13 protein-coding genes and 2 tRNA genes are annotated in these 17,686 nt (G+C 63.0%); 5 read left to right on the forward strand and 10 right to left on the reverse strand.

Annotated elements, in window-relative coordinates:
- Window positions 1-8: 8 nt before the first annotated feature.
- From D1Y84_RS06220 to D1Y84_RS06235, 4 genes are all read right to left on the reverse strand, one after another.
- Window positions 9-3,305 (reverse strand): carboxypeptidase-like regulatory domain-containing protein, encoded by a 3,297-nt coding sequence (locus D1Y84_RS06220; protein ID WP_233581183.1) that lies wholly within the window; start codon window positions 3,303-3,305, stop codon window positions 9-11.
- A 546-nt stretch (window positions 3,306-3,851) separates the two neighbouring features.
- Window positions 3,852-5,495: a trypsin-like peptidase domain-containing protein gene (locus D1Y84_RS06225; RefSeq protein WP_124847745.1), complete on the reverse strand. Its 1,644-nt coding sequence runs from the start codon at window positions 5,493-5,495 to the stop codon at window positions 3,852-3,854.
- A gap of 33 nt (window positions 5,496-5,528) precedes the next feature.
- Entirely contained in the window at window positions 5,529-7,097 is a 1,569-nt protein-coding gene (locus tag D1Y84_RS06230; protein WP_124847746.1) for a M56 family metallopeptidase, read from the reverse strand.
- Window positions 7,094-7,471, reverse strand: a complete 378-nt coding sequence (locus tag D1Y84_RS06235; RefSeq protein ID WP_124847747.1) for a BlaI/MecI/CopY family transcriptional regulator — start codon at window positions 7,469-7,471, stop codon at window positions 7,094-7,096. Before D1Y84_RS06235 ends, D1Y84_RS06230 begins: the two co-directional genes overlap by 4 nt.
- 251 nt (window positions 7,472-7,722) lie before the next feature.
- Between D1Y84_RS06235 and D1Y84_RS06240 the strand changes: the two genes are divergently transcribed.
- Window positions 7,723-8,937: a pyridoxal phosphate-dependent aminotransferase gene (locus D1Y84_RS06240; protein WP_233581185.1), complete on the forward strand. Its 1,215-nt coding sequence runs from the start codon at window positions 7,723-7,725 to the stop codon at window positions 8,935-8,937.
- Between the two features lie 207 nt (window positions 8,938-9,144).
- Here D1Y84_RS06240 and D1Y84_RS06245 read toward each other — a convergent pair.
- From D1Y84_RS06245 to D1Y84_RS06265, 5 genes are all read right to left on the reverse strand, one after another.
- Window positions 9,145-9,234: transfer RNA gene (locus D1Y84_RS06245), tRNA-Ser, on the reverse strand.
- Between the two features lie 166 nt (window positions 9,235-9,400).
- Complete coding sequence (locus tag D1Y84_RS06250) at window positions 9,401-10,246, reverse strand: glycosyltransferase family 2 protein (protein WP_124847748.1); 846 nt, start codon at window positions 10,244-10,246, stop codon at window positions 9,401-9,403.
- A 222-nt stretch (window positions 10,247-10,468) separates the two neighbouring features.
- On the reverse strand, window positions 10,469-10,840 hold the full coding sequence (locus D1Y84_RS06255) for a hypothetical protein (protein ID WP_124847749.1): 372 nt from the start codon (window positions 10,838-10,840) through the stop codon (window positions 10,469-10,471).
- A 60-nt stretch (window positions 10,841-10,900) separates the two neighbouring features.
- Window positions 10,901-11,605 carry a Crp/Fnr family transcriptional regulator gene (locus D1Y84_RS06260; protein WP_158615346.1) on the reverse strand — a complete coding sequence of 235 codons (705 nt, stop codon included), beginning with the start codon at window positions 11,603-11,605 and terminating at the stop codon, window positions 10,901-10,903.
- 541 nt (window positions 11,606-12,146) lie between these two features.
- Window positions 12,147-12,239, reverse strand: a tRNA-Ser gene (locus D1Y84_RS06265).
- A 169-nt stretch (window positions 12,240-12,408) separates the two neighbouring features.
- Between D1Y84_RS06265 and D1Y84_RS06270 the strand changes: the two genes are divergently transcribed.
- Both D1Y84_RS06270 and D1Y84_RS06275 read left to right on the forward strand, forming a co-directional pair.
- Window positions 12,409-13,344 carry a hypothetical protein gene (locus D1Y84_RS06270; protein WP_124847751.1) on the forward strand — a complete coding sequence of 312 codons (936 nt, stop codon included), beginning with the start codon at window positions 12,409-12,411 and terminating at the stop codon, window positions 13,342-13,344.
- Between the two features lie 18 nt (window positions 13,345-13,362).
- Window positions 13,363-14,763 carry an APC family permease gene (locus tag D1Y84_RS06275; RefSeq protein WP_233581187.1) on the forward strand — a complete coding sequence of 467 codons (1,401 nt, stop codon included), beginning with the start codon at window positions 13,363-13,365 and terminating at the stop codon, window positions 14,761-14,763.
- Between the two features lie 18 nt (window positions 14,764-14,781).
- Here D1Y84_RS06275 and D1Y84_RS06280 read toward each other — a convergent pair whose 3' ends face one another.
- Window positions 14,782-15,312: an inorganic diphosphatase gene (locus D1Y84_RS06280; protein ID WP_124847752.1), complete on the reverse strand. Its 531-nt coding sequence runs from the start codon at window positions 15,310-15,312 to the stop codon at window positions 14,782-14,784.
- Between the two features lie 86 nt (window positions 15,313-15,398).
- Here D1Y84_RS06280 and purS point away from each other — a divergent pair, with 86 nt between their 5' ends.
- Both purS and glmS read left to right on the forward strand, forming a co-directional pair.
- Complete coding sequence (purS, locus tag D1Y84_RS06285) at window positions 15,399-15,641, forward strand: phosphoribosylformylglycinamidine synthase subunit PurS (RefSeq protein WP_124847753.1); 243 nt, start codon at window positions 15,399-15,401, stop codon at window positions 15,639-15,641.
- A 94-nt stretch (window positions 15,642-15,735) separates the two neighbouring features.
- Complete coding sequence (gene glmS, locus D1Y84_RS06290; protein WP_124847754.1) at window positions 15,736-17,643, forward strand: glutamine--fructose-6-phosphate transaminase (isomerizing); 1,908 nt, start codon at window positions 15,736-15,738, stop codon at window positions 17,641-17,643.
- Window positions 17,644-17,686: the final 43 nt, after the last annotated feature.

The raw sequence follows: 17,686 nt of genomic DNA on the forward strand, positions 1-17,686 counted from the left end.
CTTCCTGTTCAGAAAGTGAGTTTGAGCGCTGCCTGCTGCACGCGCGGCGCGATGGGGCCGATCGCGGTGATCTGTCCAAAGCCACTGCTCAGAGGGTTGTTGTTGGGGTTGGCAAAGCTGGCGTGGTTGAAAGCGTTGAACATCTCCCAGCGGAACTGCACGTTGTAGCGCTCCTTGTAGAGCCAGTTCTTGTACACGCCGCCATCGCCCGTGTTGATCCCCGGGCCCTGGAAGAGGTTGCGGGGCGTGTTGCCAAAGGTTCCGGGCGCATTGCCGGTAAGCGAGAAGCCTGCCGGGTTGAAGTACTGGCCAAGCCACTGCGCCTTGGGGCCGCGATGCACGCCAAAGTCGCTGAGCTTCATGTAGCCCGGCGCGTAGTCGTCGCGGTCGCCGTACTCATTGGAACCGGAAGCATTGCCGCCGCCGGCGATCGAAAACGGCAGGCCGGACTGCATGGTGTAAATGCCCGAGACCTCCCACCCTCCGAGGGTTTGCCGTAGCAGCTGGTTATGCCCGGTGAGCGCGGGCGTGGTGTAAACGAAGTTGGTGACCGAGATGAGCGGAATGTTGAGGTCGGACCGGCCAAGGTTGAAGCGGATGTTGAACGGATCAGGAAGCGGGTTGCCGAACGAAACGCTGCCGGTGCTGAAGGTGTCGTTGGTGCGGGCCCAGGTGAAGTTGGACTGGAATTGCAGGTTGTGCGAGAGCCGCTTCTCGATGCCGGCCTGCAGCGAGTGGTAGTTCGCCGTGCCGGCGCTGGTGTTCTGCAGGATGAATGCGTAGTCGGGGTACGTGGTGCGGTCGCCGGTGACCGGCACGATCAGCGCGCCATTTCGGATGTAGGGTGCCGGGTTGTAGATACCGGGGTTGAGATCGAGCGGTACCACCTGGTGGTAGCTCTGGCTGCCCACATAGGCGAGGTGCATGGCGAAGTCGCGCCCGATCTGCTGCTCCACCGACAGGTTCCAGCTTTGCGTGGTGCCTACGCGAAAGTCTCGCGAGAACACCGAGCCGACGCTGACCGCGCTCGCGGGGAAAGGCGAGTCGGCCGGGGGATTCTCACTGGAGGAGGCAAAGGGCGGAAACGGGTTCGCTCCGCCGGTGCCGGAAGCAGAGAAGGAATAAGGATTGGAGAATGGGATCGGCTCGGTTGCCGTGCCGTTGAAGGTGTAGGTCGGGCTGAACGGGCTGAGGTCGGCGGTGTGGTTGTAGATGGAGTACTGCAGCGGCGAGAAGAAGATGCCAAACGCCCCCCGGATTGCGGTGTTGGGGAGCGATGCCGGTTGCCAGGCCACGCCAATGCGTGGGCCGAACTGGCGGTAGTCATGCGGGAGCAGCTCCGCGTCGACTCCGGGGTCACCGGGGAAGACCAGGCCGAGTGGCGCGCCGGGATACCGTGTGCTCTGCTCACCGGGGATGAAGGCAGCACCGCGCCCATTGGGAACGCTGGGCGGCAGGTTGGGCTCCCAGCGCACGCCGTAGGTAAAGGTCAGGTTGGGCTTGATGCGCCATGCATCCTGCGCGTAAATGCCGAGCACGATGCCGGTCTCACTCTGCGACTCGCCGGCGCCCTGGCGGAAGAAGTTCGCGTCGCCGAGCAGGAAGTCCGCGAGACCGAAGCCGGTGTACTGGCCGTTGAAGTCGATGGTCGCGTTTTGCGGATAGGCCGCGACCTCGTTGGCGAACTGGTGCAGCGCATCGCCGCCGACCGTGAGCGTGTGCTGCCCGAGCACCTTGGAGTAGTCGTCGGTGATCGTCCAGGTGCGACGGTTTTCGCGGTTGGGCGCGGTGTACGGCATGGCAGGACCATTGGTGACCTGCACGCCGCCCTCGCTGTAACAGGTGCCCGCCGGGTCCGTGATCGCGATGTACTGCGAGAAGCACCAGGGCTGGCCCTGTGCATTGGCCACGTGCGCGGCGGAGTAAAAATCGTTCTCCAGAAACGCGCCCGAGATGACGTTGATCGAGGTGGGCGAGATCGTCCAGGTGTGGCTGATGAGCTCGTTGTAGAGGCGGCCGGTTTCACCCAGCGTGTTGTTCAGGATGTTGCCGGTAAGCGTCTGTTCCGGCTGGTCAATCCACTCGAGAAAGTTGCGCACAGAAAGGCGCTGGGTGGTGGAAATGTCGTAGTCCACGCGGCCCGTCGCCTCCTGGAAGTTATAGGTCTCCGGCGCGCCGGCGTAGTTGACCTGCCCGGTCGAGGCGACCTGGCCCACGGGGAACAGTGCGGAGATTGCGACCGCGGCCGGGTTAAACAGCGCAGGGTTGATCTGGTTGGGCTTGCCGTTCACAGTCGTAAACGGATTGACAGCGAGGCCTGTTCCCAACGCTTGTGGAACGGCGCTGAAGTCGCCTGCCAGCATCGCCGGCGTAGGGTCAAACGTGATGTTGGTGCCGGTCTGCGTGCTGGCACGGGTCTGCTGGTAATTCGCAAAGAAGAAAATCCTGTCCTTCTTGATGGGGCCGCCCACGTAACCACCGAACTGGTTGCGCTTGAGCGGGTCGACGGCATGCGTGAAGTAGTTGCCGGCATTGAGCGCGTCGTTGCGCAGGAACTCAAACAGGCCGCCGTGAAACTGGTTCGAGCCGGACTTGGTTTGAATCGTGACCACCGCGCCCGGGGCAAAGCCGTAGCGCGAATCGAAGTTGTTGGTGATGACCCGGAACTCCTGCGTCGCGTCCGCATTGGGAAATGGCGCGGCGAGCAGCAGGTAGGTATCCATGTTCTGCACGCCGTCCAGCAGGTAGTATGTGCTTCCCTGCCGGCCACCGTTCGCCGAGGCACCGGTCTCGTTGGGGAAGGCGTTGGTGGTCTGCAGAACGCCGGGTCCGCCACTGGCGAGGATGTTGGTGGTGCCTGGCGCAAGCAGCACGAGACTGGACGGGTCGCGTCCGTTCAGGGGCAGCTCCTTGACCGAACGCTCGTTGACCAGCTCGCTGATCTCGGCGGTACTCTGGTTGATCACCTGCCCGGCTGCGTTGACCTGGACTGTTTCGCTGGTGGCCCCGATGGCGAGCGTTGCTTTGAGGGTCGCGGCCTGGCCGACCGTAAGCTGCAAACCATTTTGCACGCTGGTAGTAAATCCCTGCTTGGTAACTGTAACCGTGTACGTGCCAGGAGGAAGCGAGGTGATGGTGTAGGTGCCCTCATCGCTCGTGGTGGCGGTCAGTGTCTGGGCCGTTTCGTTGCTCACCACACTGATCTGTGCGCCGCCAATGGATGCGCCGCTCGCGTCGGTGACAGTGCCGCTCAGCGAAGCATTGGTGGTTTGCGCATGCAGCGTCGTGCCGCTGAACGAACACACGAGCGCTACGCTGCAAAGAGTTATCTCCGGCCTGAACCCAAGCATTGATCTCCGAAACAACCGCATGCAATCCTCCTGAAGGCATAGCACTCGTTCGTGCGCACGCGTGTGCGCGCATCGCTCATCGGGCTGCGTGGGGACCACGTTCCAGTCTCGCAAACAGCTGTCAACGCCGGGCGCCCTGGTTGCTGCGACGGGCGCCACAAACCACGCTTCCGTTCAACGCGTACATACCTAACACCGTCCGCACACGCTTGACTATCGCCTTGATGGCACACGTGTGGCTCGCTCCGCAACAGGTATGCAGATTTGAGAGACGACTGCTCGGAAGTGCTTGAATTACGGGCAAAACGCCAGCTGCGCGAAGAGCGCGACCTTGTTTCAGCGCGATGTTTACCAGGAAGATTCCACGTGTTTTCCTTCGACGCGGCTGTAACTTGCCGTGCTGACTTACAGGCCGAACAACTTATGCGCACCAGCAAAGGGCGCGATCCAGAAAGTGCATGGATCGCGCCCTTTGCGCTGCGTTGCGACAGGAGTGCGGGCTTACGGCAGGATGCCTCCGGTCAGCACGGACTGGGAAGGCCTGTTGGGCGAGGCGATCTCCAGCGCCACATCATCCCCTGGCTTGAGTGCAGCCACCAGCGACTGGAACTGCGCGCTGTCTTTCACCGGAGTGCGATTGATGCTTTCAATCAGTACACCGGCACCAATCTGCGGATCCAACTCATCCGCAAACGAGCCCGGCGTTACGGCCTGCACAACCACGCCATGCGCGCCGGCTGGCGCATTCTCCGGCAGGTCGGACACAGCGATCCCGAGGCGGGTTTTGGCCGCGCCGGGCCGCGCTTCCTCCGGCTGTGGGTGTGGCTCGGCTTCCGCGACGTTGGATATTGCGGCGCGGTCGCCGAGGGTGCACCGGGCAGACAGGGTTTGGCCGTTACGCAGATAGCCGAGCGTTACCACCGAGCCGGGATGGCGCGCGGAGATGTTGTTGACCAGGTCTGCGCCATCGCGCACCGGCACACCATCGATCGAAACCACCACGTCGTCGGGCTTGAGGCCGGCTCGCGCAGCGGCCTGCCCGGGCGTAACCTCGCTGATCAACACGCCCGCGCTCGCGTGGTACATCCGCGCGACCGTGCTGTTGAGTTGGGGCTGGAACGAGATGCCCAGCGAGCCGCGCACCACCTTGTGCTCCGGGCTGATGAGTTGGTTGTACACATCGATCACCACGTTGGATGGCATGGCGAAGCCGATGCCCATGTAACCGTTGGACTGCGTGAAGAAGGCCGTATTGACGCCGACCACCTGCCCTTCCATGTTGAGCAGCGGGCCGCCGGAGTTACCAGGATTGATCGCGGCATCGGTCTGGATGTAGTGCTTGAACTGGCCGCCCACGCCACCCTCGACGTCGCGATTGCGCGCGGAGATAATGCCTGCGGTTACGGTCTGGCTCAGGTCAAACGGAGAACCGATGGCCTCGACCCAGTCGCCGACCTGCGCGCCGTCGGAGTTGCCGAGCTTCACTGTCGGCAGCGGGTGGCCAACGTCGATGTGGATCACGGCGAGATCCGTTTCCTTGTCCACGCCGACCACCGTGGCGCGGTGTCCCTGGTCAGTCGCCGGATCGGTGGTGAGCTTGACGTAGATGCGGTCTGCCTTGTCGATCACGTGGTTGTTGGTAACGATGTAGCCGCGTGGATCGACGATGAAGCCGGAGCCCAGCCCGCGCTCTTCCTGCGGCTGCGCTTCATGGCCCTGACCGTTGAAGAAACGCTGGAAGAACTGTTGCATGTTGTTTTCAGAGTCGGGCGCATCTGCACCGCCGTCGGGCTGCATTGGTTGCTGGCGCCCCTTGCGGGTGCCCGGTTGCTCCGCGTGCGGAAGGATCTGGGTGTTGATGTTGACCACGGCGGGACCGACCTGCTGAACAATCTTGCTGAAGTCGTTTGGCAGATTGAGAGCCTTCGGAACTGTGAGCGGCGTGGCATCGTGGGTGTCCAGCGTTGTGCTGGTTGCGCCCTGCGCCCGGGCGATGGCTGCGGGCAGCACGAGCAGGCATGCCGCAGCTGTGAGCCCGGCGAGCACGCCGGCTTTGTCGTGCGCCCGATACTCTGGCCTAGGTGAAAGGGTGGAGGGCTGAGCGCGAAACCCGGTTGCGACTAATTGTTTAGTTGTTGGAGACATTAGGATGTACTTCCCTCGAGGTTATGGAGTGAGTTAGATCGAAAGCAAAAGCACAGACGGCCACGCCTGCGCAAAAGAGCCCGGTGGCACCGGCTGAAGCAGCCACTGAGCGCCTTCGAAGTCGTTCTTGCCAAATCGCCAGATCACCAGGATTGCCCCCGGAGGCACGCCGTCACGCAGAAGCTGCGCACTGCCAGGACGTACGTCGGGCTCGGCGGGTGCGGAGCCTGGGAAGACCGGCTCGGCGGGGACCTGTTCGGCAGCCATCTCCCCGAGGAGGCCGGGTGGGTTGGTCGCGCCTGCACTGTCGGGCGCGATCGCCGGCGTTTGCGCCCGGGCCGTGTGCCGCGCGAAGGCGGCAGGCTGGCTTGCACGACGCCGCGGGTGCGTGACCGCCGTATTTGTAACCGACACAGATATAGTTTGTGCAGCCGCCGCAGGCCCGGGGTGGAACACAGCGCTGCGCACGTGCGCAGCGGGCAGCGCGGCCTGTTCCACGGGGCCGGGCATGCGTTGAGAAGCCGGGGCGAACTGGAGCGGAGTCGGCGCAACCACCAGGGCGGTGCCGAGCCCAAGGGCCGCAAACGCAAGCGCGGCCATGCGCGCGGCGCTAGCTCGCCGTGTATGTGGAGCACGATGCAGGATGTGTTGAACGCGCGCCGCAAGCTGCGACTGCTCACCGGCGAGCCCGAGACTGAGAGGTTGCCACGACGCCTGCGCGGCGCACTCCGCAACCCGCGCCAGGCAGGCGGCATAGCTTTTCGGTGAGGCCGCACCTTGCAGGGCCGCATCGTCGCAGGCCATCTCGCGCGCTTCGGCGGCGCGGGCGGCGATCAAGGCAAGCGCAAACGAAAGCGGCAACGCGGCGCGGGCAAGCAGCGCCCACGATGCACACACATCGTCCCAGCGAGCGAGGTGCGCTGCCTCGTGGCGCAAGACCCATTGCAGCTCTTCCGGCGAAAGCGACAGCACGACCACCTCGGGCAGCAGGATCGCCCGGCCGAACAGACCGCATGCGCTCGGCGTGGCGAGTTCGCTGGTGACCAGCAGGCGGGCCCGGCCGGCGCGGCGCCCGTGCCACTCCGTGCGCTGCAGGAGGTTGTCATAGAGCGCCTGCAGCGCGGGCGGCGCTGGTCGCGCATGCCGCAGCACGCGCCGCAAAGCCACCGCGCCCAGTACCAGGCGCGACAACGCGAACAGAGAGCCGGCTGCCCACAAGCCGCACACCACCAGCGCCCAGTGAAATGACACGGACGGCAACACTCTCGGCTGCAGGCGCGCCATCCATAACTGCACATGCGTCTCCACATGCGTTGAGAGAGGTGCCGCTCCCGCCTGCCCTGCTGCCGCGGAGAGCCCGGGAAGCTGGTCCAACGGCGCGGCGTTGCCGGGCACATGTACAAATGGCAGGATCACGGCCGCGGCGAAGCCCCACAGCCACAGGCGCGAGCGGGTCTGCGCATCGAGCCCCGGCAGCAAGCGGATCAGCCCGAGGACCAGTAGTGCCATCAGCGCGCTTTCGAGTGCACTGCGTACGGCGAACGCCGCTGCGCCCGGAATCGCCGGGCTATGCAGCGCGACCTCCAGCCACGCAGCGCTCACTCTGCCTCCGCGATTCGCCGTTTCAGCTCGGCCAGCTCATCCGGGGTGATCTCTTCATCCCCAAGCATCGAAAGCAGCAACTGTTCGCGCGAGTTATTGAAGAAGCGCGCCAGTGTCTGGCGCAGCGCGGTGATGCCTGCGTTGGTCTCCTGCACCACGGGCGTGTACAGAAAGGCGCGGCCCTCTTTGCGATGCCGGACATAGCCCTTGGCCTCAAGGATGCGCACCGTGGTCAACACAGAGGTATAGGCGAGCTTGTCCTCGTCTGGCAGGGCGCTCTGCAGATCGCTGACCGACGATTCGCCACGACGCCACAGCAGCTTCATCAGGCGAAGCTCGGCATCGGTCAGCGTGGATGAGGGTTTCGGCGGCATCCTGGTGATTCGACTCTTTCTACGCTTCGGAGGTAAGCCGGTCAAACGAATAAATTAGTTTCAGCTGGGAAGACGGGTTTAGAGCGCTTCTCCGCGCTCTTCAGAAGCTGGCAATTTCGAGGCTGACGAGGCCCAGGACTGGAGATGACGCTTGCCAGCGCCGGGTTTTCACCCGTATGGACCCGAAGGCAACCCACCCGGTCGAACCAAGCCACTATGCTGGAAGCAGTCACTTACAGGCAGGGCTGTTCATGCATCCAGAGATCGCACTCGAAGCCACCGGGAATGCCATGCCGGACGTCAAACCCGCACTGCAGTTGAGCGAGTTGTCGCCGGCCATTATTCAATCCGAGATCCGCGCCATGTCGGTGGAGTGCGACCGCGTCGGCGGCATCAACCTCGCGCAGGGGATCTGCGACACCAGGCTGCCGGATGCCGCTGCAGCAGGTGCCATTGCCGCCATCGAAGATGGGCACAATATCTACACGCGACTGGACGGCATCGCGCCGCTGCGTGAAGCGATCGCCGTGAAGATGGCGCAGCATAATTACCTTGCCGTGGATCCACACAGTGAACTGCTCGTCACCAACGGAGCGACGGGCGCGCTGCATGCGGCGTGCCTCGCCCTGCTCAACCCTGGGGACGAGGTGTTGTTGTTCGAACCGTTCTATGGCTATCACGTGAGTACACTGCTGTCGCAGCGGCTGGTGCCTGTGATCGTCCCGCTTGACGATGCAGACTGGACGATTGACTTCGACCGGCTGCGCGACGCGATGACGAGTCGCACGCGGGCCATCCTGCTGAACAGCCCGGCGAACCCTTCGGGCAAGGTGTTTACCCGGGGCGAGCTGGCGCGCATCGCGGAGCTGGCGACAGAGCACGATCTGTTCGTGTTCTCCGACGAGATCTATGAGCACTTCCTGTTCGACGGGCGGGAGCATGTGTCACCGGCGACGCTGCCAGGCATGGCCGAGCGATGCATCACGATCTCCGGCCTCTCCAAAACCTTCAGCATCACGGGCTGGCGCATCGGCTACCTGGCGGCGGCTGCCAGGTGGCTCCCGGCCATCGGCTACTTCCACGATCTGACATACGTATGCAGCCCGGCGCCGTTGCAGTATGGCGCGGCCGCCGCGCTCCGGGCTTTGGAATCGACATCGTTTTACACCGACCTGCGCGGCGAGTACGAGCGCAAGCGAGACCTGCTGTGCGCGGCGTTGACGTGCGCCGAACTCGTGCCTTTTGTTCCGCAGGGCGCTTATTACATCCTTGCTGACGCCACCCGGCTGCAGGGTGCAACCGCATCGGAGAAGGCACGCACCTTGCTGCGACAGTGCGGTATCGCCACAGTACCGGGCAGCGCGTTCTACCGGGCTGGCGGCGGCTCCAACCTTCTCCGCTTCTGCTTCGGCAAGAAAGATCCGGATCTGCACCGCGCGTGCGAGGCGCTGGAACAACTGGCCTGAGAGGCGGCCATCCCCTCAACCGCGTAAGGAAGGAACCCGTAGTCAGCGGTGCCGGTCCATGTTCCACGCCAGGGAGCTGCGGACGCCGCGAAGCAAACCGGGGCGGCAAAGCAAGCCGCGACAAGCATCGCCATCAGCAGACACAGTGCACGCTTGATATGCGAAGTTCGACGGAGAACAAACACTGCGGAGGAGAGAAAAAGCAGATGGCGGAGGGAGAGGGATTCGAACCCCCGTTACCTGTTAAGGTAAAGCGGTTTTCAAGACCGCCTGTTTCAACCACTCACACATCCCTCCGGCGGGTTCGTGCGCAGTTTCAGGGTACCAGCAAGCTTGCCTGGTGAGTAGTTGATCCCGGGTGACTTGTGAACAACGCCGGCCGCTGTTTTTGCCGAGCGCAGAACGGCGCAGCGCGTGGCTGCAGATCGCGGCACCACTGGAGCGCTAGTCTCTGTTCACAGCCCTAAAGATCAAAGAGCAGAACCGACAGGTACTTGAGCGTGCCGATGAGCACGTAGGGCGAGTGGTTCTTGGCGTACATGCTGGCCTCGTTGCGGGCGGCGCGCAGTCTGACCGTACGCGACATCTGCTTGCGACTTTGCCAGCCGCGACAGTGCAACCCGGTCAGTGCCGGATGGTGGATGTTGAGCCAGCCAGCCCGCCGGATGCGCCATGCCAGATCCGTGTCTTCCTTGTACATAAAGAAGCTCTCGTCAAACAGCTCGCCGTTCTCGAGAACGGACTCCAGCGCTTCGCGTCGACCCAGTGCGGCCGCGGCGCATACCCAGGGAACAACGTTGGGTTCCGTGTACTTGCTGAGCGCTGCCACGGGAAGACCCTGGTCGCGCTCCACGATCAGGCCGTACCGGCCGCGCACCACGCCGGTGGAGTCGACCATGTCGAGAGGGGTCTTGGTCGCGATGTCATACCGGATCAGAGAAGGCGTGACCAGCCCAACCTTGGGATTCGCCTGCATGTACGCGACGGCCCGTGCGATGAAGTCGGGCGCGAGAAAGGCGTCCGGATTGAGGAACAGCACGTAGTCGAACGCGCGGATGCGCTCCCAGCCGAGATTGTTCCCCTTGCTGAAGCCCACGTTCTGGAGGCGAAGAATATCGAGCGGCAGCGACGAGCTGTCCGCCTGATCAAGAAAGGAAGAATCCGGCGAACCGGAGTCCACGATGACGACGCGATCGGGCTGGGTAGTCTGAGCCTCGAGAGCCCTGAGATACGTATCGAGGAAGCGACCGCTGTTGTGTGTCACGGTGATGACACCTACGGTCGGAACATGCGCAGGGGCTGCGGGCATAAGTGGGAAGGCTGCTCTCCGGCTGAGGCGCGGCACGCGCTGTGTAAGGTTGCGAGGTTTGCACTCTGCATCGCGCGCGATTGCAGGGCATGGCCGACATGAATCAATTCACAAAGCCTGTTGGAATCTTACCGATAGCCTGCCTGCAAGTCGATCACGCTTGCCCGCTGCATACCCGCCTGAGCCGGGCCGGTCTGAGGGCGCCAACGAGGCAGAACCCGCCTACCCGGCCCAAACGCCTAGATCGCGATGAAAGTCTGACTTGACCAGAAAAGGCAGAGGCAGCAGTTCGCCGAAGCAGTGCCAGTGCCACTCAAAGCAGGCGATCCCCGGTACCAGGGACAAGGCCACTACCCACCCTGCATGGCGACCCCGCGCCTGCCACAGCAACCCTGCGAGCAGCGGCACAGTAAACATCACTCCGTCCGGGGGAAACAGCCACACGCGAGCGCGAGCAGGGAAGCAAATCTCGGGTGTTCGCACCATCGCCAGCACCAACGGTGCCATCCACAATGCACCCGGCAGTACGGCAAGACTGGAGGCAGCCGCAACGATCTGCCGGAACAGTTCCGCCGCACCGGCTGTCACCGACACCCGGCTCTCGGAAGGTTTCTTCCGCCTCACGTCCATCTGAAAGCATGCCCGTTCTGCAGCTCACCTTCCGGATGGCTTCGCGTGGAAACACCTCTCGGCGACGAGGTAGCAAGAGCACGCCTGTTGCTTCAACTCCTCGCGATTGACGATGGTGATGTGGCCGCGACGGATGAGAATGGCACCGGTGCGCTGGAGCGCTCCGCAGGCGAGAGTGACTGTGGGTCGTCCTGAACCAAGCATTTCACTCAGAAACTCCTGAGTGAGAGAGAACTCATCCGAGCCGGTACGGTCCTGGATCATGAGCAACCAGCGAGCGAGCCGGGAATGAGCCTCATGAAACAACTGGCAGGTGCTGATCTGCTCAAGCACAACGGACTGCTTTTGAACGAATGAGAGAACGGCATCCCGAACCGGGGCAGAGTCCCGAAACAAGCGGCGCAGGTCAGCGAACGGGTAACGCAAGGCTGTCCCTGCGACCTGGACAAAACATTGTGTGGCGGCAGGCAGTGAGCCGAGCAGGTGCAGGCTGCCCGTAACGCCCTCACGGCCTACGATGCTCACCTCAGCCAGGTGGCCTTCAGGGGTGTTTCCGACAACCGAAGCTACACCGGAAGTCATGAAGTAACCGAACTGAGGTTCCGAATTGTTCTCGTAAAGCGAGGCGTGTACTGGCAAAGGAACGGCCACAAGTCGCTCGCCGAAAAGTGCACGCACACTGGGAGAAAAAGAATCAAGGATCGCGTTCGAATGCGGGGGTGCCAGCAATTCCCATCTTTGGGGCGGGCGCGACATGCCTGCAGTTACAGGGTCATGCTGCACTCTAAGGCGTGCCGTGGTGGTGAGCCACCGAAGGGGAGCACGGTACTACCCACCCGAGAGATGTTCCACCTTACGGATAGCGAATTGTGTCACTTCCGGTCTGTTCGAGACATTGCATTTAGGCGCAGATAGCCTGGAAAGCGGCACCTCCAAATAACAGGTGTTCGGCTCAACCGAGGCGCATGTCGAGGGAAAGAGCCCATTGCGGTGACGGCTTTTCGCACTGGCCGCGTCGAAGTCTCCTCATCGTTCACTGCGAGAGATATCGGCGGAAGCGCCCGCAGCATTCGCCGACCTGCCTTCACGCATGCGGCCCAGGTCTCAGGCTTCTGGATGGCCTTCTGAGGGCGTTCGGGCCTTCGTTAGATAGAGGTGAAGGTCGCAAGTTCCTGAGCCGGCGCAAGAGCGATCGCAGCAACTGCAGAGACTCTACAAATTGTGAAGTTTCGATGTACTGGCTAGGATTTAGCGGCCTTGCCGCGATTGATGGCGGAGAGTGGGGGATTCGAACCCCCGATAGAGCTTTTGACCCTATAACGGTTTAGCAAACCGCCGCCTTCAGCCACTCGGCCAACTCTCCGCGCTCGGCGCAGGACGCGCGCGTACACGGATTATAGCCCGAACGGAGAGATTTCGTGATCATGGAGGGCATGGACTGGCTGCGCTTGTGGTCCTCCAGGCATCCAACCGGTTATAGAGGGCCTGGATATGGCCCGCTCGACTACGTCGAGCCAAGGAGAACTTTGATTATGGCGACTTCTCTCCACCAGACAGGCACAGTCATCGTGGGCTATTTTGCCGATGGCCAGTCAGCACACCAGGCCATCAACGCGTTGATCGACGAAGGATTCGTGCCCAGCGAGATTGGTGCCGCTTTCCACGTGACGGAAACTGGTGCGCACCGCGCCAACACAGCTACCCGCCGGCAGCCCTCCGTGGGCGGATCGCTGCGCGAGGAGCTTGGAACCACTCTGCCCGGATCCTCACGCCCCAGCACGACCTTTGGCGCGCCTGCTTCGGATACGACGGCCGTGCAACCCGGCGCGCTGGGTGGCGGTTCAGGCACACCGTTTGGTGGAGCGGGTCGTCCCGGCCCGATCTCGGGCAGCAGCCTTGCCAACACAGGCCTTCCCTCGGAGCTCAAGAGCACACTTCCCCATGATGGCGATGTAGCAGCAGGTGCAAGTCATACGACCGAGACCCACCGCATTTACGACACCGGCACGGAGGCAACCACTGGCCACACGCATGAGGGTGGCAGCTGGCTCGACAAGCTCAAGCACACGTTCGGGCATCACTCCGAACACACCGCGCCCAAGTTCAAGGACTCGCTCACTGGCGAGGTGGCGAAGGACAGCAAGGACTTCGGGACGGGCGAGGGTGATCTCCACCTGAATGCGCCTTCCCCGGTTGGCCTGCGCTACTCACAGCCAGCGTTCGAGCAGTCATTTTCAGGCGCAGGCGTCGCGCCGGGCCATGCGCGTGACTTCTCGCACCGGCTCGGCCATGGCGGCGCGATCGTCACGGTTCAGGCAGCAGCCCGCACCGTGGAAGCCGAGCGCATCCTGGAGAACTATGGTGCCGAGCTTCGTCCCTCGACGGAAGCCAGCTATGACTCTGCAGGCGACGGCCTGGTCGAAGTTTTTGGCACAGTCCACCGTGATTACCCCGGCTATATCAAGTAGCTTCCATCGTTTCACTTTGTGTCTGCTATATCTTCCCTTGCGGACCCCTTACGGGGTGATCCGCAAGGGAGGCTCGTCGTCAAGATTCGCTCCGCCCGGCTGCCTGGTCTTCGCCTCCTCCCGCTGATTGCGGCCACCTATTTCATGGTTGCCGGCGGTCCCTACGGCATCGAAGACATCCTTGGAGGCGCCGGATATCGTGGCGCACTGCTGATCCTGCTCATCTTGCCGCTGGTCTGGACGCTGCCCACCACCCTGATGATCGGCGAACTTTCAAGCGCGCTGCCAGAAGAAGGCGGGTTTTACGTCTGGGTCCGCCGCGCCCTGGGGCCTTTCTGGGGCTACCAGGAAGCGTGGCTCTCACTGACCGCCAGCATCTTCGACATGGCGATCTATCCAACCCTGTTCACTCTCTATCTGGCACGGCTTAGCCCTGCATTGTGTGCCGGGTGGCGCGGCCTTGCGTGGGAGCTGCTGCTGATCACGGGCTGCTGTGTGTGGAACCTGCTGGGCGCGCCCAGCGTCGGCCGAGGCTCGCAGTGGCTGTTTGTGCTTCTGCTGGCGCCATTTGCCGTCTTGATTGGCTGCGCTGTCGCGCACGGGTTGCAGCATCCCGCGCCGTCCACCGTGTGGACGGCAGCGCCAAGAGAGAGCGGAGGCTTCAGCGTTGCTGTGCTGGTAGGGCTTTGGAACTACATGGGCTGGGATAATGCCTCGACCTTTGCGCAGGAGGTCGAGGATCCCCCGCGCACCTACCCACGCGCCATGCTGCTGGCCGGCGCACTGGTTGCGGTAACGTACGTTCTGCCGATGGCTGCAGTCGCGTTCGCCGGCATGCCGCTGGAACAGTTCACCACCGGGGCGTGGGTTGTGGCCGCGCGCAGCCTGGCTGGGCCGCGCGGTGGTCCGGTGCTGGCGCTGGCCGTTGTGGCGGGCGGGATGCTCAGTGCGCTGGGCATGTTCAACGCGCTGACTTTGTCATACACGCGCCTGCCCATGGTGCTGGCCGAGCAGGGTCTGCTGCCCCGGGCGCTGGCGCGCCGCAACAGCAAGGGTGTGCCCGTCACTGCGACCGTTGTGTGCGGGGTGGGCTGGGCGCTGGCACTCAGCTTCAGCTATGAGCGCCTGATCTCGGTGGACCTGATGCTGTACGGCTCAAGCCTGGTGCTGGAGTTTGTGGCCTTGCTGGTACTGCGGGTACGGGAGCCGGGGTTGGAACGGCCGTTCCGCATGGGGCCGCTACCGGTCGCGGCAGCACTCTCCGCGCTGCCGGTCGCGCTGGTCGGCTACGCACTGTGGGCTGCCCGGGACGAGCGCCTGCTGCACATGCCGGCACTGCTTTTTGGGGGTCTGGTCGCGCTGGCGGGTGCTGGTGCCTACCCGCTCGCTCGCAGGCGCTGGCAGCAGCCAAGCGCCTAGTGACGCGCAGGTGCGCGTTTACTTCTTTTTGTTGTCGAGGAATGCCTGGGCAGCCTTGGTGACCTGCTTCTTGGCGAACTCGGCATCACGCCAGCCGTGCACTTCAACCCGCTTGCCTTCCAGGTCCTTGTAGATCGAGAAGAAGTGGGTGATCTCGCGCAGGATGTGCGGGTAGATCTGCGTGTAGTCGGAGACTTCGGCATAGCGCGGGTTGTTCTTGCCGACGGCGAGGATCTTTTCGTCGAGGACGCCCTGGTCGAGCATCTCGAGCACGCCGATGGGGCGCACCTGGGACAGGCAGCCGCAGAAGGTCGGCTCATCAACCATCACCAGCACATCGAGCGGATCGCCGTCTTCGCTAAGGGTGGAGGGGATAAATCCGTAATCGCCGGGATAGTGCACGGGCGAGTAGAGGTTACGATCGAGCTTGAAAACATGGAGTTCTTTGTCGTACTCGTACTTGTTCACGCCATCGGCGGGGATCTCGATGATGGCATTCACGACTTCGGGGCTGTTTTCACCAACGGGTAGTTCTAGATAGTTGACCATTGCATTCCATTCTGTCGGATTTGTTACGGGTCACCGGGAAGCTGGCGGACAGACCTCTGCGCGCACTGCCTTTATAATCAGCGACGATGAAGGCTCATGTCTATGTTGTATCCAAGCGAACGGTTCTCGACCCACAGGGACAGGCCATTCAGAACGCACTGCGGAAGCTCGGTCATGCGGATGTTACCGATGTGCGTCAGGGCAAGTATTTCATCCTGACACTGGATGACTCGCTGGACGGGGCTGCTGCCCACAGCGAAGTGGAGCGGATTGCATCCGAAGTCCTGTGCAACCCGGTCATGGAAGAGTTCAGCTTCCAGATCGACTAACGATGCAGGTGCCGGATCGCTCTCTCGTTACACACGAGTAGGCTTTTCCCGCCGGCGTAGCCGATGTACTTGACTTCGCCCCTACAATATCGCCATGTGCGGAATCGTAGGGTACGTCGGCTCGCAACCTGTGGTCTCGGTCATCCTGGAAGGGCTTCGCCGCCTGGAGTATCGCGGGTACGATTCCGCGGGGATCGCCGTGGGCAGCCCCGGTACCCCGGCCCTTTCGCTGCGCCGCGCGTCCGGCAAGCTGCGCCAGCTTGAAGAGCACATCCGCGAGCAGCCAATCACCGGCACGTATGGCATCGGCCACACCCGCTGGGCTACCCACGGTCGCCCTACGGAAGAGAACGCCCACCCGCACCGTGACTGTTCCGGCAAGATCGTGGTGGTGCACAACGGCATCGTTGAGAACTACCTCCGCCTCAAGAGCGAACTGCAGGGCCTGGGCCACAAGTTCCTGACCGAGACAGACACCGAGGTCATCGCCCACCAGATTGAGCAGGAGTTGAAGAACGGCGCCTCTGGACTGGTCGACGCCGTGCGCCGCGCCGCCAAGCGGCTTACCGGCGCTTTCGCAATCTCGGTGATCTCGGCGGACCTGCCGGACACCATCGTGGTGGCGCGCATGGGCCCGCCCGCGGTGATCGGCATCGGCAATCAGAATGGGGACGGCGGCGAGTACTTCGTCGCTTCCGACGTGCCGGGCATCCTGCACCATACCCGCGACTTTTACTTCCTGGCGGATGGCGATATCGCGGTGCTGACGCGCGCGGGCGTCGAGCTTTCCGACTTTGAGGGCAATCCGGTCAAACGGCAGATCACCCGCGTCGTGTGGGACCCGATCCAGGCGGAAAAGGGCGGCTACAAGCACTTCATGCTCAAGGAGATCTTTGAGCAGCCCCGTGCCGTGCGCGACACCACGCTGGGGCGCGTTTCCCTCGAAACCGGCCAGGTCTTTCTAGACCAGATGCAGATCTCGCCGGAGGAGTTTCGCGCCGCAACGCGCATGAACATCGCGGCCTGCGGCACCTCGTGGCACGCGGCGACGGTAGGCAAGTTCATGATTGAGCGGCTGGCCCGTCTGCCGGTCGAGGTCGACTATGCCAGCGAGTACCGCTACCGCGACCCGATCGTGAATGACACGGCGATCGGCCTGCTGATCACGCAGTCGGGCGAAACCGCCGACACGCTTGCGGCACAGCGCGAAATGCTCAGCAAGGGCTCCAAGACGATCGCCATCTGCAACGTGGTGGGAGCAGCCGTGGCCCGCGAGGCGCAGGGTGTGATCTACACGCATGCCGGCCCCGAGATTGGCGTCGCCTCCACAAAGGCCTTTACCGCGCAGCTCACCGCGTTGTTTGTGCTGGCGCTCCACCTGGCACAGGTGCGCGGCACCATCACCGACGAGGAGAGCCGGCGGCTGGTCGGCGAACTGGCACTGCTGCCGGGCAAAATTGAAGCCATCCTGCGCACGGCAAGCCCACTGTGCCAGATCCTGGCAAAGAACTACAGCAACGCGCGGGACTTCCTGTTCCTGGGGCGCGGCGTGCACTATCCCATCGCGCTCGAAGGGGCGCTCAAGCTCAAGGAGATTTCCTATATCCACGCCGAGGGCTACCCGGCCGGCGAGATGAAGCACGGCCCGAATGCGCTGATCGACGAGACGCTCCCGGTAGTTGCGCTGGCGACGCGTGACACCAATGATCCGGGCTCGATGGTGCGCTACGAGAAGACGCTCTCCAACATCCAGGAAGTAACCGCGCGCTCCGGCAAGGTCATCGCGATCACCACGGAAGCCGACGACCAGGAAACCGATGAGGCAGTGTCGGAGCTGGTGCAGCTCGTGGATCACGTCATCACCATCCCGCCCGCGCCGGAACTGCTATTACCGGTCCTGGAGGTGGTGCCGCTGCAACTGCTGGCGTACCACATTGCCGTGCGCCGCGGCTGCGATGTAGACCAGCCGAGAAACCTGGCGAAGTCGGTAACGGTGGAGTAGCCGGAGTCCTGCTTTCCTGGGGATGGCTGGATGCGAAAGTCCT

It is taken from the genome of Acidipila sp. EB88 (assembly GCF_003858395.1).
Classification (GTDB): domain Bacteria; phylum Acidobacteriota; class Terriglobia; order Terriglobales; family Acidobacteriaceae; genus EB88.